The sequence below is a fragment of the uncultured Campylobacter sp. genome (assembly GCF_938031315.1).
Lineage (GTDB): Bacteria > Campylobacterota > Campylobacteria > Campylobacterales > Campylobacteraceae > Campylobacter_B.
Window position 1 is genome coordinate 1 of record NZ_CALHHT010000424.1, and the last position, 13,525, is coordinate 13,525.

The window sequence follows — 13,525 nt, forward strand, 5'->3', positions numbered from 1 at the left end:
GGTGCGAAACAGAATTGTGATTATACAAGAGTGATGCTTAAAGGGGGCTGAATAGAAAAGATTTTAAACTAAATAAATTTTATGTTCGGCATGTGCTATAACTTCGCCGATGATAGCGCTACTAGCGTAGCCTGCGTTTTTTAAATTTACAAGCGCTCGCGCCGCGTCCTTTTCCGCTACGGCAAGCAGAAGTCCGCCGCTGGTTTGCGCGTCGCAAAGCGTTATGTCCGGCTCGGAATCGACGCCCGGTGCGATAAATTTTAAATTTTTATAGCTTCCTGCGGGGATTAGCCCCTCATCAAGGCATCTGAGGGCGCTTTTTAGAAGCGGAATTTTGCTAGGATAAATTTTAAAACTCACGCTCTCATTTATCATCTCAAGCGCGTGTCCAAGTAGTCCAAAGCCCGTCACGTCGGTTGCGGCATGTATTTTTAAACCCGCTAGCGCGCCCACGGCATAAAAATTTAGCAAAATCATGCTCTCTATAGCGTCACGAAATTCTTCAAATTTAAGAAATTTCGCCTTGATAGCCGTAGCGATGATGCCCGTGCCTATGGGCTTTGTTAGGATCAGTAGGTCGCCTTCGCGCGCTGTGTTATTGCTCCAAAATTTACGCGGATTTACGCGCCCCGTGACGCTAAGCCCGTAATAAATTTCAGGAGTAGAGATGGTATGTCCGCCTACCAAGACCCCTCTGCACTCTTTGATTTTGTCTTTGCCGCCGCGCAGAATTTCGCGCAGAATTTCGTTTGAGAAATGACAATCGTCAAAACCCACGATGTTTAGGGCGTTTATCACTTCGCCGCCCATCGCAAATACGTCGCTTAGGGAGTTTGCTGCTGCGATCTGTCCGAAAATAAACGGATCATCCACCAAAGGGGTGATGAAATCGAGCGTTTGCACGAGCGCAAGATCGTCATTTATGCGAAATACGCTCGCATCTTCGTTGCTGCAGGTGGACGACAGCAGGCTTGCATTAGGCTCGATTAAATTTCCAAGATTTTCGGTTAGACCCGCCGGGTCAAGCTTGGCGGCTCAACCGGCGGCTGCAATAAATTTCGTGAGGTTAAAATCTCTGTAGATCATAGTTTGATTACTTCGTATTTTGATAGGACGTCCATGATTTCGTATGCATTTGAAATCTCGCCGATCGCGAGCTTATCGACCAGTTTGTAGCCCTCCAGACAGCTTCCGCAGCTTAAAATTTCAGCTCCCGCTTCGTTTAGCTTTTTGATTGCCTCAAAGCATTCGTGTCCGCGGTTCGTGGTTATATGCACGGCGTTATTTACGCAGATTACCTTCACTGGCTTTTCGTCTAAATTTAGCGCCGCGCCTAAAAATTTAGCAAGCAGGCTCTTTCCGATCGGACCGCTTCCACACTGCTCTTCATTTAGAAATATCACCTTGCCTCTTTTTGGCGCCGCGACATCACAATAAATATCGTCGATACTTTCATCTTTCAGCTCGTCCGTTTTTACGGTTTTTATAAGCGTGTCGGCGCCCACTTGTGAAATTTGCGCTTCAAAGCCATTTTTGGCCAAAAAGCGCTTTATATTTTCGCGCGGCGCTACGTCGTTTACTAAAATTTCTAAACTCTCTCCGATTTTTAGCTCACCGAGGGCTTTTTTGGTGCGCAAAAGCGGCTCCGGGCAATTTAAATTGCGACAATCTAGTTGCATATGTAATCCTTAAAAATAAAATTCTTTGAACCTCAAAGCTAATGCGAGCCGCACGCAAGCAGGCCCGCATAAAATTTACCCAAGTTATAAGCGCGGGTACTTCGCTTCGAATTGTGATTTGGCGATCTGCCCCTTATCGAGCAGCTCGCGATACCAGTAGTGGTGAAGGACGTAAACTTCCTCCTCCGGCTTGTGTCCGTCGATCATCGAGTGGATGGCACCGCTGATCGCAAAGACCGCCATATAGATATGCACAAGCAAAAATACCGCGCAGACCGCACCCAAAAAATTATGAATAATCGCGCTTGCTCTTAAAATTTCGATCTGACTCATACCTAGCGCACTTCTCATTGCGGGGATATCGTAGTCTAGGAAAAACATTGACGCACCCGTCGCTATCATCACTATACCGCCTAAAGTCGCGACCCAAAACCACGCCTTTTGGCCGGCGTTAAATTTACCCGCAGGGATCGCGCGCTTCTTTTTGCTTAGATAGCCGCCCACGATCATCATCCATCTGATATCGTAAGCTCGCGGTAGCATACGCCAAAACCATGTCACTAGCATAGGCACAACGGCAATCGCAAACGCTATCGTAGCCAGTCCGTGAGCGTTTTTACAAAATCTCACGAAAGCGCCGCCGCCAAATTCCTCGCCAAACATCATAATCAAGCCTGTCGGAACCAAGATCGCCCATGCGACGGCCGCTACGAGGTGGTATAAGCGCTCAAATTTATTAAATGTATAGATCGGCTTGCCCGCGTGATGATCGAAGTGCTTCGGTCCTATGATCGCGTAGTGCCCAATAAAAGCTATGATTACGCCCAAAACCGCGCCCAGCGCCAGCCACGCAAAAAAGCCCGAGCTTTGCAGATGTCCTTGAAATTGCAGAAAAATCGGGCCGAAGCCGTTGCCGTAGCTATCGATGTTTTCAAGCCTTGCATTGCCCCAAACATCGCTATTTCCCTGCACGATATCGGCGTATTTTTTCTCCTCGGCCTGTACATAAATACAGGCGAAAAGCGCGAGAAACAATCTTTTCATGGATTTCCTTAGATATAAAATTTTGAGCCGATTATATCATTTTTTGCAAAAAATTTTCTTACAAAGCAAAATTACATTTTTGCATTAAGTGCGGCGCTAGTTTCGCCTCGCATACTCGTCGTAGCCAAATTTTTTGATCATCAAAACCTCTCCGCGCTCGTCCGCCAAAACAAGATCGGGCAGCTTGATGCCGTTAAAGGTCGTGTTTTTCACGATCGTGTAGTGGATCTGATCCTCGAAAATCACCCGATCGCCGATGTTTAGCGGCGCGTCAAATTTATACTCGGGCTGTCCGCTCTCAAGCCCCACGACGTCGCCTGCGAGGCAGGTATTTCCGCCGAAGCGATAGCTAAATTTGCCGCTCTCGCTTTCGCCGCGCACCGCAGGACGATACGGCATCAGCACGGTATCGGGCATATGCGCTTCAGAAGAAGTGTCTAAGATAGCGATTTTAGCGCCGTTTTCTACTATGTCAAGCACGCTAGCGACCAAATACCCGCACTCCCAACCGACCGCCTCGCCCGGCTCAAGATAAATTTCGACTTCGTATTTTTCGCGAAATTTTTTGATCAGATCTATCAGTAGCTCCACATCGTAGCCTACGCGCGTGATATGATGACCGCCGCCGAAATTTAGCCACTTTAGCCCTCCGAAATACTTGCTAAATTTCGCCTCGAAAACCTTGAGCACCCGCTCTAGGCTCTGCGCGCTCTCTTCGCACAGCGCGTGAAAATGCAGCCCCGAGATGCCGCGCAAAAACTCGCCGTCTTGCAAGATCGCCCGCTGCAGCGCTTCAAGGCTCATCCCGAGCCTGCTAAAGCTGCCGCACGGATTGTAAGCGTCTTTGGGCGCGAAGGAGGTCTGCGGATTTAGTCGCAAGCCGCACGATGCGCCCGCAGCGAGCGCCTTTGCGCGGTATTTTTGCCACTGCGCGGCGCTATTGAACACGACGTGGTTTGAAATTTTTAAAATTTCATCCAAATCATCCTCTTTGAATGCTGGCGAGTATGTGTGAATCTCGCCGTTTTTGATAAATTCCGCGGCAAATTTCGCCTCGTGCAGGCCGCTACAAGTTGCGCCCCAAAGGTATTTGTCTACGTAGGGCATCGCGAAGCTAAACGCAAAGCCTTTTAGCGCGCATAAAATTTTTGCGCCGCTTCGCTCGCCTACGCCGCGTAAAATTTCTAAATTTTTTACCAGTTTTTGCTCCTCGCACACGTAAGCAGGGGTCGAAATTTCATCGATTTTCATCGTTTTTCCTCATTAAATTTTTATGCAATTATATAAAATTTTATGAATTTTTGGTTAAAATCGCCCAATCTTTAAAAAAGGACAAAAATGGTAGAGGTAGAATTTTTAGGGCCGATCGGGCGCGAGCCCCTGCGCCTAAACGCAAACTCCTTGCAAGAGGTAAAAGCGGAGCTGCAAAAGGACGAAAGCCTGCGAGAGTGGCTCGCAAACTGCGCCGTAGCGGTAAATGATAAGATGATTTATGATGCGAATTTCGCGCTTAAATCCGGCGATCGCGTGAGCCTTTTGCCTCCCGTTTGCGGCGGCTAAGCTTAGGAGGCGGCGATGAGCGGGGCTAAATTTAATCCAGAAATTTTAAGCGGAATCGAGCCCGAAATTTATGAGGGCAGCTTGGACGTAGATGCGATTTTATCGCGCTGGTACGCTAAATTTAAGGACGCAAATTGCGGCGCGTTCATTACTTTTGTAGGCATCGTGCGCGACGAGGGCGGCATCTGCGCGCTGAGCTTCGATATATACGAGCCGATTTTGCGGACTTGGTTCGAAGCGTGGCAGCAAAAGGCCGCGGCACAGGGCGCGTTCGTGCTTTTTGCGCATTCAAAAGGCGATGTGCCGATCCACGAAAGCTCCTACGTAGCAGGCGTCGTAAGCCCGCAGCGCAAGGTCGCTCTGGCGCTAATAAACGAGTTTGTGGAGGATTTCAAGGCGGCCGCGCCGATCTGGAAATACGACGTAAAGGGCGGCAAAATCGAGGGCGGCAAAGTAGTAGGCGGGAAGAGGATCTACGCAGCGGATCGCTCGCACAGAGTAAAAGGCGCGGGGCTTTTGGGCTAAATTTATTATTCGAGTCTTAATTCAAAACTAGCGAAGTTACGTTTAAGTTGTTTTATAATTCTCTTATGGATTTGATCTTATATTTCCAGTTATCAATAAATTCTATTTTATCTTTTAAAACACATGAATCGGTAGGTAGCCACCCATCTGGCATCCACCTACCGAACTTTTTATTATAATACTTCCGTACTACCCTTTTCTTCCTGTCATTATACAAACTGCACCATATCTTATATCGGGGGCCTTTGTAACCGACGTTTCTCGCATTTTTTATATCTTTGCAAGCCGTTTGCCAGGTAATATATTTTTTATCATACTCTGACGCTGCCTTAGAATAATCCGGCTTAGTTTTTCTAGGAAAAATTTCAACAATGAAATAGTTAAAATTGATTCTTCCGTCGATTCTGCCGCGAATATTGCTCTCAATGATATCAATCCACTTACCAATTGTGTTTATGCTTTTCACCAAATCTCTAGTAATAAGAACTGCGGCGGAATTACCATTTCTAATATAGCTAATATATTCTGCATCATATTTATGATTATTTACAATATTATCAGCCATTGTTTTTACTCCATATAAAATTCCGTTATTGCAAAATTTACTTAAAAATCTATTCAAACGAAAATATTAAAATTTAAACACGCTCTTGGCTTCAGCGATACGCTCGCTAAGGCTCGTAGCGACATCTTCGCCGCTTGCTGCGCACCTAAAGATCGGCTCTAGCACCTCGGCGAAAAAGCCGTTTAGCCCTTCTTGCATGATCTGAGCGTTGTTTTGATAGCGCGCTAGCCCCATAAATACGCCATGTCCGATCGCGCAGAGACCGCCCGCCTCATCGACGATAAACTTATTCAGCGCCTTGCAAACCGCAACGACCGCGCTTGCATTTACGATCTCGCGATCTCTTAAATAATCCTCAAGCGCGCCGTAATCGCACTCGCATTTGATCCATCTAAACGCCTTTGCAATCGACGGCGAAACGCATTTGTGCTCACTTAGAGTGCATAGGACGTATAAATTTTTAGGCACCGCAAAATATGAGCGGCCGTCCTTTAAAACGACGCTGGCGCGCGCTTTCTCGCCCTCTTCAAAGCCGTCGATTACGTGGGAGTTTTTCGTGCGGATCAGCGAAAGCTCGTCTTCCTCGTCGTAGCGACGATCCAAAAGCACCGCGACCTCACCTAAAATTTTATCAAAGCTCGCGGCACTTACATTGTCGATCAGAAAATAATACTCGCCCTTCGGATCGTTTAGCGCCTCTTTGCACAGCGCCTTAAACTCGCCATTGATGAAACTTGTGCCGTAAAATCCGTCGATGAAATCGCGATATTCAAAGCCTTCGTGCAGGCAAACGTAACGGAAATTTTTCGCCGCAAGTTTCTTTTCGGTGATCAAAGATCGCAATCTGCGGGTCTTGCCGGTACCGATCGCGCCGTAAAATATCGTATTTTTCGCGACCTCTTCGCTCTTGTAGTTTTTGACGTATTCGAAAAACAGCGACGAATACACGATCCTAGCCGCACCCACGACATCCTGCGGATACGGGGTAAATTCCGCGATAAATCGCGAACTTACTTCGTAAAATTCTTCAAAAATTTCAACCTTTTCGTCGTAGAGCAAGGATAAAATTTGCGCGGTTTCATCGCGATAAACGAGCGTCGGAAACTCATCGTTGCACTGCGCAAATATGCTAGCTAGCAGATAGAGCTTCTCGCGCGAAATTTGCGCAAAATCGCCGCCCTCTGCAAGCCCTAAATTTAGCATCCCGTCATCGCTTAGGTAGCTGTCGATCAGATAGAAATTATCGGCATTTATCGCGGATTTTAAAAATTCCATCAGCACAAAAGGCTGATTATGCAGCGCGACGTCGAAAAAATCGATCGCCAAAGCGCTATCTACCGCCGTAAGAAGCCTGTAAAGCTCATCGTAGAAATTGACTAGCTTTTGTTTGAAAATATCGCGCGCGGTGCGCTCCTGCGAATAGCTATTGAAATTTTTGACGATATTTTCGATAAAAACATAAAGCGAGACGATGTTTTTATCCTCGCCGCTAAGCACGCTATCTACGCTTTTTACGGCATTTTTAGGAAACAGCTCCTTTTTGCCGACGATGCGGTCTTTAAAAGCGAAATCGTAATAAAACGCGCTGATATTGGAATCAAAATACTGATCCATAAAGAAATACTCGGCGTGCGCGAACTTCTCGCCCAGAGATAAAATTTTGCAGCTTCTAAGATTGCCGTCGCTGAGATTTATATACAGAGTTTGCAAAAACTCGCTCTCGGTCTCATCAAAGCTCGCCAAGCAGCGCTTTATCTCGCCTAAATACTTTGAAATCGCGGTTTGTTTTTTGAGCCAGAATTGGTTTTTGTTGTGATTTTTCCAGCTGACGACCAGCGACTCTATCTTTTCCTTGCTAAAATCTTGCATGACTCATCCTTGTAAGATTAAAATTGTGTATTGTACTTGAATTTAAATAAATAATTAATAAAACTCTGATCTCGCGGCGGAGCCGAAAGCAAATTTTATTAAATTTGCGCGCTAGGGGCAGTAGAAATTTTAAAATTTACTGCGCGCTAGATCTATCCGCGACCCTGCACCAGTGGGACGAATTCGCAGGCGCCAAGCTCCTCTTCTTTGATCTCGGACGGCGAAATTTTATTAAATCTAACGATCTTTTGCGAGCCGCCTCTATTCATCGGAGCAACCAAAATTCCGCCGATCGCCAGCTGCGCAAACAGCCGCTCGTCGATCCGCTCGGCGCACGCGGAAAGCAAGATCCTATCAAAAGGGGCGAAATTTTTCCACCCGGCGTTGCCGTCATCGTGGCGCAGGCTGATGTTTGAAATCCCAAGATTTGCAAAGTGCCTTTTCGCCTCGCCCACCAGCCGCTCGACGCGCTCGACGGCAAAGACGCGGTGAACCATCCTGCTTAAAATCGCCGCTTGATAGCCGCTACCGCAGCCGATCTCTAAAATTTTCTCGACCTTCGGATCGACGCTTAGCGCCATCGTCATGCGCGCGACCGTCAGCGGCGAGCTGATCCACTGGCTGGCCAAAATGGGCTGTGCGTTGAGGCTGAAAGCGTGCGCGCCGAGCGGGGCAAACTCGCTTCTAGCGACGCTACAAAACGCCTCAAAAAGCGCAGGATTTAAGCTAACCTGCTCGGCGATGTCGTTCGCCATCTTTTCGCAGCGAAGCCGCTCTAGCGAGACCATAGTGCACTCCCGATTAAATTTGATCCGAATTTAAAGCCGCGGAAATTTTCACTCCGTTTAAATTCTAAGCCGTTAAAATTTTTAAAAGTACCGCCCAAGCGCGGGCGCCGCGATACGGCGGAGCAAAATTTCAAACCGCAAAATCCGCTAAAAATCATCAAAACTCAAGCTTCCTTTGCTGTAGTTCGTGACCTTGCTCTCGAAAAAGTTGCTCTTTTGATCGTTAAATTTAGAAAAATCATCGACCCATTTTATCGGATGTTTCGCGCCGTATCGCTTCTCAAGTCCGATGGCAAGCAGGCGCTGATCGACTAGGTAGTGGATGTATTCTTCGATGATGTCGTCCGTAAAGCCCATGATTTGGTTATCCGTGATGTATTTGCCCCAATCGATCTCTAAGTTTCCCGCCGTCTCGAACATCTCGTAAATTTTATCCACGTTGCGTTTATTAAACAGATCGGCGCGCTCCTTGCGGACGGAATTTATCATGTTTTGAAAGAGCAGCAGATGCGTGATCTCGTCGCGCTGTATGAAGCGGATCATCTGCGCGCTGCCTAGCATCTTGCCCGCGCGCGCAAGCGCATAGATCGACGTAAAGCCGCTGTAGAAGTAGATCCCCTCTAAAATTTGATTCGCCACCATCGCTAGCAGCAGCTTATCGTCGCTAACCTCGCCCGCGAGCTCCTCATAGACGCTTGAGATGTAGTCGTTTTTCCTGCGGAGCATATCGTCGTGCTTCTCCATCTCGTAAATCAGATCGGTGTTTTCACAGATCGCCTCGACCATGACGGCGTAGGATTTGCTGTGGTTGGCCTCCTCGTAGGCTTGGCGCGCGAGCACGGCATTGATCTCCGGAGCCGTGATGTAGGGGTTGATATTATCGGCGAGATTGTTGGTCTGAAAGCTATCCATCGATATCAGCTGGCTCCACACGAGATCATACATCCGCTTCTCGGCGCTTGTGAGATTGAAGTTATAATCGCGCACGTCGTCGGTGGTATCGACCTCTTTAGGAAACCAGGTGTTGGCCTCCATCAGATCCCAAAGCTTCAGCGCCCATTGATATTTCGCCTTGGTAAAATTTAAAATTCCCTGCGGATTGCCGCCGAAGATCTTGCGATCGGTAAGCGTCTCGTCGGAGAAGGGGTTGTAGATTTTTTTCCTATCCATTTTTTGCCTTTTTAAAAATTTAGGGCGTATTGTAACGAAAAAAATCTTATCGAAGGCTTTGCGGGCAAAATTTAAAGGCGTGAAATTTCACCCGTAAAATTTGCGCGGAATTTTATAAGACGCGCACAGCTCGGCAGGAGCACATAGCGGAATTTTGCGACTAAGCGAGCAAAAGCTAAATTTTATACCGGCTGTATACTTGGAGCTTTGAAATGAAATTTTATGGCAAAACTTTGGGGTAAAATTTTATGATGGAGGAATTTTATGATGAAATTTTAAAGGCATGCGGTGCGATTCCATCTATTTACTTTTCGCCAATGCCTGCAGTAAGCACCATTGCGGCAAACGGCGAGGCGGAATTTTATCAAGGCACAATACACACGGACAATGCGCGCCAGATAATGCGCTAGATAAAATTTCATCGCGCTCATCGCGGCAAGACGCGCGCGACGGCGCAAATTTAATCAAAATTTCGAAGTTCGATCTTTAGATCGGTGCGGATTTTGCTCGGATCAAAGCTCGCAAGTGGCGCGTCTAAATTGCCGAAATTATCGCCGGTGGGCAGGAAGTTTTGCAGATAATAGACGCCGCGGTAGCCCTCGTTCCATAGAATTTGCGCCATCTGCTCGATCTTCGCTTCATTTAAAAAGTCGGCATGCACGGTCGTGCGCACCTCAAATTTAAAATTTTGCCGCAACAAAAGTCTAAGAGTTTGCTGAAATTTATCGTATAAGCTTGACTTCGTGATGAGCTCAAAATCCTGCTGCGGCGCCTTAAAATCAAGCGCGATATAATCGATCAGCCCCAAGCTTAGCGCCTCTTCGATCTTTTGCGGATTTGAGCCGTTGGTATCAACCTTGAGCAAAAAGCCGCGCCGCTTAACTTCGTGCGCCAGCGGGATAAAATCGCTCGCACAGGTGCATTCGCCGCCGCTAAATACGATGCCCTGAAGCTTGCCCGCGCGCGCATCCAAAAAACGCAGAAACTCTTCGTTTGAAATTTTACCCCGTGAAGTAACGATTTGTGGGTTGTAGCAGTATATGCAGCGCATATTGCAGCCGCAAAACCACGCGATCGCGGCGATGTGATCAGCAAAATCAAGCATCGTAAACGGCGTGATCTCATAAATCTGCGCGTTACGCAGGTTTAAGGCTTGCGGCGGCTTCGTATGCGTTTGTTGCATTGGGCCGGTAGCGGCGACTAGGCGATTTGCTTTTTGTCTTTTTTCTCTTCAAAAAAGACGCGCTCTTTGTGTTCGCCCTTCTTTCCGATATTAAAGCTCTCTACTGGGCGCAAATAGCCCATTACTCTTGTGTAAACGACGCATTTTGTGCGTTTTACTTCTAACTCTTTTGGAAATTCCATTCTCCATCCTTTCATTAAGATTAAAATTTAAATCGCTATTTAGGCGCCCTTGCTCTGCTTGGCTTTGTATTCCGCGAGTAGCTCCTCGTCGCATTTCGGGCAGTATTCATGCTCGCCGCTGATGTAGCCGTGCTTATGACAGACACTGAAAATCGGCGTGATCGTGATATAAGGAAGCTTGTAGTTTTGCACTACGCTTTTTACGAGCTGTTTGCACGCCTGAGCCGAGCTGATGCGCTCCTTCATATACAGATGCAGCACCGTGCCGCCGGTATAGGAGCTTTGCAGCTCGTCTTGCATCGCCAGCGCCTCAAACGGATCACTTCCGAAATTTGCTGGAAGCTGCGTCGAATTGGTGTAGTATATGTTTTTATCAAATCCCGCTTGAATGATATCTGCGTAGCGCTTCTTATCCTCTTTGGCGAAGCGATACGTCGTGCCCTCGGCAGGCGTGGCTTCGAGATTGTATAGATTGCCCGTCTGCTCCTGAAACGAGCGGATCTTCTCGCGCAGATACTCAACCATTTTAAGGGCAAATTTACGCCCGAATTCCGTCGTAATATCCTCTTTATTTCCACTAAAATTTCGGATCATCTCGTTTGCGCCGTTAATACCGATGGTGCTGAAATGGTTATTAAAGCCCGGCAGATAGCGCTTCGTGTATGGATACAAGCCGCGCTCAAACATCTCGGTAACGAATTTTCGCTTCTTCTCAAGCGTCGATTTTGCAAGCTCTAAAAGCTCGTCCAGCCTCGCATACAGCGCCTCTTCGTTATTTTTATACAGATAGCCTAGGCGGGCTAAATTTATCGTTACGACGCCGATGCTTCCCGTCATCTCCGCGCTTCCGAAAAGTCCTCCGCCGCGCTTAAGAAGCTCGCGCAGATCAAGCTGCAAGCGGCAGCACATCGAGCGCACAGCGCCAGGCTTATACGCCTTTGGATTGGGTACGCGCTCGCCCTTTTCGTTCGTGATATATTGCGAGCCGATGAAATTTTGAAAATAGCTCGAGCCTACCTTGGCGGTGTTTTCAAATACCGCGTCGGCCGCAGGAGTATCCCAATCAAACTCCTCCGTTAAATTTACCGTAGGAATCGGGAAGGTAAAGGGCTGACCGCACTTATCGCCCGTCGTTAAAACCTCATAAAATGCAATCACGATGCGGTTCATCTCAGGCTCGAAATCACCGTAAGTCATCGCCTCAAGCGAGCCCTTGCCGCGCCTTTTAGCCTCTGCCAAAAGCTCCTCGTCGCGTAAATTTTTAAATAGATGCTCGTTGTTATGCGTAGGGATCTGCGTTTTTAGATCATCCGGGCAGGTCATATCGATGGTGACGTTGGTAAACGGGCTCTGACCCCAGCGCGCCGGGACGTTTAGGTTAAACACAAAGCTCGTGATCGCCTTTTTGACCTCATCGTCGCTTAATTTATCGCGGAAAACGTATGGCGCTAGATACGTATCAAAGCTGCTAAACGCCTGCGCGCCCGCCCATTCGCTTTGTAAAATTCCAAGGAAATTTGCCATCTGATACAGCGCTTCGCGGAAATGCTTCGGCGCCTTGCTCTCGACCCTGCCGCGCACGCCGTTAAAGCCCTCGTTTAGAAGCACGCGCAAGCTCCAGCCCGCGCAATACGCCGTAAGGCAGTCCAGATCGTGGATATGATAGTCACCGTTTCGGTGCGCCGCGCCCTCCTCGCGAGAGTAAATTTTATCTAGCCAGTAGTTTGCGATGACCTTACCTGCGGTGTTATTGATAAGGCCTGCGTTTGAGTAGCTGGTATTGGAATTTGCTAAAATTCGCCAATCCTGCTTGCTGATGTATTCATTGACCGTCTGGGTGCAGTTGATATAGGTCGTATCCTCTTCAAGCCCCAAAATGTGCTCGCGCTGCATCTTGTGCGTGTGGCGGTAGATCATGAAGCTTTTCAAAACGGCGAAATCGCCCGCTTCGAAGAGTTTTTTCTCGATGAGATCCTGAATATCTTCGACACTTAATTTGTCTTTAAAAACGATCGCGCTCATTACATTATCAAAGACTTTTTCGTCAAACTCGCTACCCACGCTTTTGTAGGCTTTTTTGATAGCATCTTTTATTTTGTAGGATTGAAATTCTTGAAAACTTCCGTCTCTTTTAATGATTTTTTTCATAAGCACCCCGAGAATTTTCTGAATAAATTGGCAGAAAGTATATCAAGGAATCTTTAACTCAAAATTAAAGGAACGAGCGGAATATCCGTTACAAATTTTGCTTATAAAAAACGAAATTTAACCAAATCTCGCTATAATCGCGGAGTTTATTTTATAAAATTTGGAAATGCTATGAAAAATTTTAAAATAAGTTTTTTCGTGATCTTGCTGTGTGCCTTTTTAGCGGGCTGCGCTGCGCTTAAAGGCTCTAAAAGCACGGATAATTCGGCACTTGCCGGAGGCATAGATCATGCTGGGTATCCAAACGCATATCTGGAGCGCATCGCAGGCGAAAGCATCGCCGATCTACTCTCGAAGCGCATAGTCGGTAAGAAAGGCGGTAGATTCAGCGTCGTCGGCATCGAGCCACTGGATGGAACGAACGCGCACGGCGTGGATGCGGAATTTTTGAGTAAAAAAATTAGAATTTCACTGCTGCATTCAGGCAAAGCAGTCGTCACAGACGCCCCAAGTAAAGATGAACTCGTATTTAGCAACGATGGCGTAAGCCGTGGCTATCACGCCGTAGAAAGCGGCTCGATCTACGCGCCGGATTACATCTTGGTAGGTAAAATTTTACCGCAAAGCCCCACTGTGGCAAACGACGGTAAGGCAGGATCTAAAAAATCAAAAAATTTAAATTCTGCAGCTAAAAATTCTACCGCGCAAGCAAGCGAAAGCCTACTTTTAGAGCTTTCGATGATAGATACTCGCAACAACAAAAGCGTGTGGAAATATAAAAAAGCGCTTCAAAAGCAAATTTAAGGAATTTT

At 47.2% G+C, this 13,525-nt stretch carries 13 protein-coding genes and 1 pseudogene; 4 read left to right on the plus strand and 10 right to left on the minus strand.

Annotated elements, in window-relative coordinates; all coding sequences use genetic code 11:
- Window positions 1-63: 63 nt before the first annotated feature.
- From selD to nspC, 4 genes are all read right to left on the minus strand, one after another.
- The gene (selD, locus tag Q0236_RS10545) at window positions 64-1,083 is read right to left on the minus strand and encodes a selenide, water dikinase SelD (protein ID WP_297917653.1); all 1,020 of its coding nucleotides are present in this window, start codon (window positions 1,081-1,083) and stop codon (window positions 64-66) included.
- The gene (yedF, locus tag Q0236_RS10550) at window positions 1,083-1,679 is read right to left on the minus strand and encodes a sulfurtransferase-like selenium metabolism protein YedF (RefSeq protein ID WP_297917618.1); all 597 of its coding nucleotides are present in this window, start codon (window positions 1,677-1,679) and stop codon (window positions 1,083-1,085) included. The genes selD and yedF overlap by 1 nt, the downstream gene beginning before the upstream one ends.
- A gap of 84 nt (window positions 1,680-1,763) precedes the next feature.
- Window positions 1,764-2,723 (minus strand): formate dehydrogenase subunit gamma, encoded by a 960-nt coding sequence (locus tag Q0236_RS10555; protein WP_297917622.1) that lies wholly within the window; start codon window positions 2,721-2,723, stop codon window positions 1,764-1,766.
- 96 nt (window positions 2,724-2,819) lie between these two features.
- A complete protein-coding gene (nspC, locus tag Q0236_RS10560) occupies window positions 2,820-3,974 on the minus strand; it encodes a carboxynorspermidine decarboxylase (RefSeq protein ID WP_297917624.1) in 1,155 nt (384 codons plus the stop codon).
- 87 nt (window positions 3,975-4,061) lie between these two features.
- Between nspC and Q0236_RS10565 the strand changes: the two genes are divergently transcribed.
- A complete protein-coding gene (locus Q0236_RS10565; protein ID WP_297917628.1) occupies window positions 4,062-4,283 on the plus strand; it encodes a MoaD/ThiS family protein in 222 nt (73 codons plus the stop codon).
- Between the two features lie 15 nt (window positions 4,284-4,298).
- The gene (locus Q0236_RS10570; protein ID WP_297917631.1) at window positions 4,299-4,808 is read left to right on the plus strand and encodes a molybdenum cofactor biosynthesis protein MoaE; all 510 of its coding nucleotides are present in this window, start codon (window positions 4,299-4,301) and stop codon (window positions 4,806-4,808) included.
- A 52-nt stretch (window positions 4,809-4,860) separates the two neighbouring features.
- On the opposite strand, the gene Q0236_RS10575 is transcribed toward Q0236_RS10570, so the two are convergent.
- The 4 genes from Q0236_RS10575 to Q0236_RS10590 form a co-directional block, all read right to left on the minus strand.
- Complete coding sequence (locus tag Q0236_RS10575; protein WP_297917634.1) at window positions 4,861-5,373, minus strand: hypothetical protein; 513 nt, start codon at window positions 5,371-5,373, stop codon at window positions 4,861-4,863.
- Between the two features lie 66 nt (window positions 5,374-5,439).
- Window positions 5,440-7,242, minus strand: a complete 1,803-nt coding sequence (locus Q0236_RS10580) for a hypothetical protein (RefSeq protein WP_297917637.1) — start codon at window positions 7,240-7,242, stop codon at window positions 5,440-5,442.
- A 152-nt stretch (window positions 7,243-7,394) separates the two neighbouring features.
- Window positions 7,395-8,030, minus strand: coding sequence for a protein-L-isoaspartate(D-aspartate) O-methyltransferase (locus tag Q0236_RS10585; RefSeq protein WP_297917640.1), 636 nt, complete (start codon window positions 8,028-8,030; stop codon window positions 7,395-7,397).
- 147 nt (window positions 8,031-8,177) lie between these two features.
- On the minus strand, window positions 8,178-9,200 hold the full coding sequence (locus Q0236_RS10590) for a ribonucleotide-diphosphate reductase subunit beta (RefSeq protein WP_295152816.1): 1,023 nt from the start codon (window positions 9,198-9,200) through the stop codon (window positions 8,178-8,180).
- Window positions 9,201-9,448: 248 nt separating this feature from the next.
- On the opposite strand from Q0236_RS10590, the gene Q0236_RS10595 reads away from it, so the two are divergent.
- Window positions 9,449-9,610, plus strand: coding sequence for a hypothetical protein (locus Q0236_RS10595; RefSeq protein WP_297917644.1), 162 nt, complete (start codon window positions 9,449-9,451; stop codon window positions 9,608-9,610).
- A gap of 50 nt (window positions 9,611-9,660) precedes the next feature.
- Here Q0236_RS10595 and Q0236_RS10600 read toward each other — a convergent pair whose 3' ends face one another.
- Entirely contained in the window at window positions 9,661-10,383 is a 723-nt protein-coding gene (locus Q0236_RS10600) for an anaerobic ribonucleoside-triphosphate reductase activating protein (protein WP_297917647.1), read from the minus strand.
- A 17-nt stretch (window positions 10,384-10,400) separates the two neighbouring features.
- Window positions 10,401-12,713: pseudogene (locus Q0236_RS10605) on the minus strand (ribonucleoside triphosphate reductase).
- A 171-nt stretch (window positions 12,714-12,884) separates the two neighbouring features.
- Here Q0236_RS10605 and Q0236_RS10610 point away from each other — a divergent pair.
- On the plus strand, window positions 12,885-13,517 hold the full coding sequence (locus tag Q0236_RS10610) for a hypothetical protein (protein ID WP_297917650.1): 633 nt from the start codon (window positions 12,885-12,887) through the stop codon (window positions 13,515-13,517).
- Window positions 13,518-13,525: the final 8 nt, after the last annotated feature.

Bases quoted from the DNA above. Each gene is read 5' to 3' on its own strand.
- yedF (WP_297917618.1), bottom strand. From the start codon at position 1,679: ATGCAACTAGATTGTCGCAATTTAAATTGCCCGGAGCCGCTTTTGCGC.
- Q0236_RS10555 (WP_297917622.1), bottom strand. From the start codon at position 2,723: ATGAAAAGATTGTTTCTCGCGCTTTTCGCCTGTATTTATGTACAGGCC.
- nspC (WP_297917624.1), bottom strand. From the start codon at position 3,974: ATGAAAATCGATGAAATTTCGACCCCTGCTTACGTGTGCGAGGAGCAA.
- Q0236_RS10565 (WP_297917628.1), top strand. From the start codon at position 4,062: ATGGTAGAGGTAGAATTTTTAGGGCCGATCGGGCGCGAGCCCCTGCGC.
- Q0236_RS10570 (WP_297917631.1), top strand. From the start codon at position 4,299: ATGAGCGGGGCTAAATTTAATCCAGAAATTTTAAGCGGAATCGAGCCC.
- Q0236_RS10575 (WP_297917634.1), bottom strand. From the start codon at position 5,373: ATGGCTGATAATATTGTAAATAATCATAAATATGATGCAGAATATATT.
- Q0236_RS10580 (WP_297917637.1), bottom strand. From the start codon at position 7,242: ATGCAAGATTTTAGCAAGGAAAAGATAGAGTCGCTGGTCGTCAGCTGG.
- Q0236_RS10585 (WP_297917640.1), bottom strand. From the start codon at position 8,030: ATGGTCTCGCTAGAGCGGCTTCGCTGCGAAAAGATGGCGAACGACATC.
- Q0236_RS10590 (WP_295152816.1), bottom strand. From the start codon at position 9,200: ATGGATAGGAAAAAAATCTACAACCCCTTCTCCGACGAGACGCTTACC.
- Q0236_RS10595 (WP_297917644.1), top strand. From the start codon at position 9,449: ATGATGGAGGAATTTTATGATGAAATTTTAAAGGCATGCGGTGCGATT.
- Q0236_RS10600 (WP_297917647.1), bottom strand. From the start codon at position 10,383: ATGCAACAAACGCATACGAAGCCGCCGCAAGCCTTAAACCTGCGTAAC.
- Q0236_RS10610 (WP_297917650.1), top strand. From the start codon at position 12,885: ATGAAAAATTTTAAAATAAGTTTTTTCGTGATCTTGCTGTGTGCCTTT.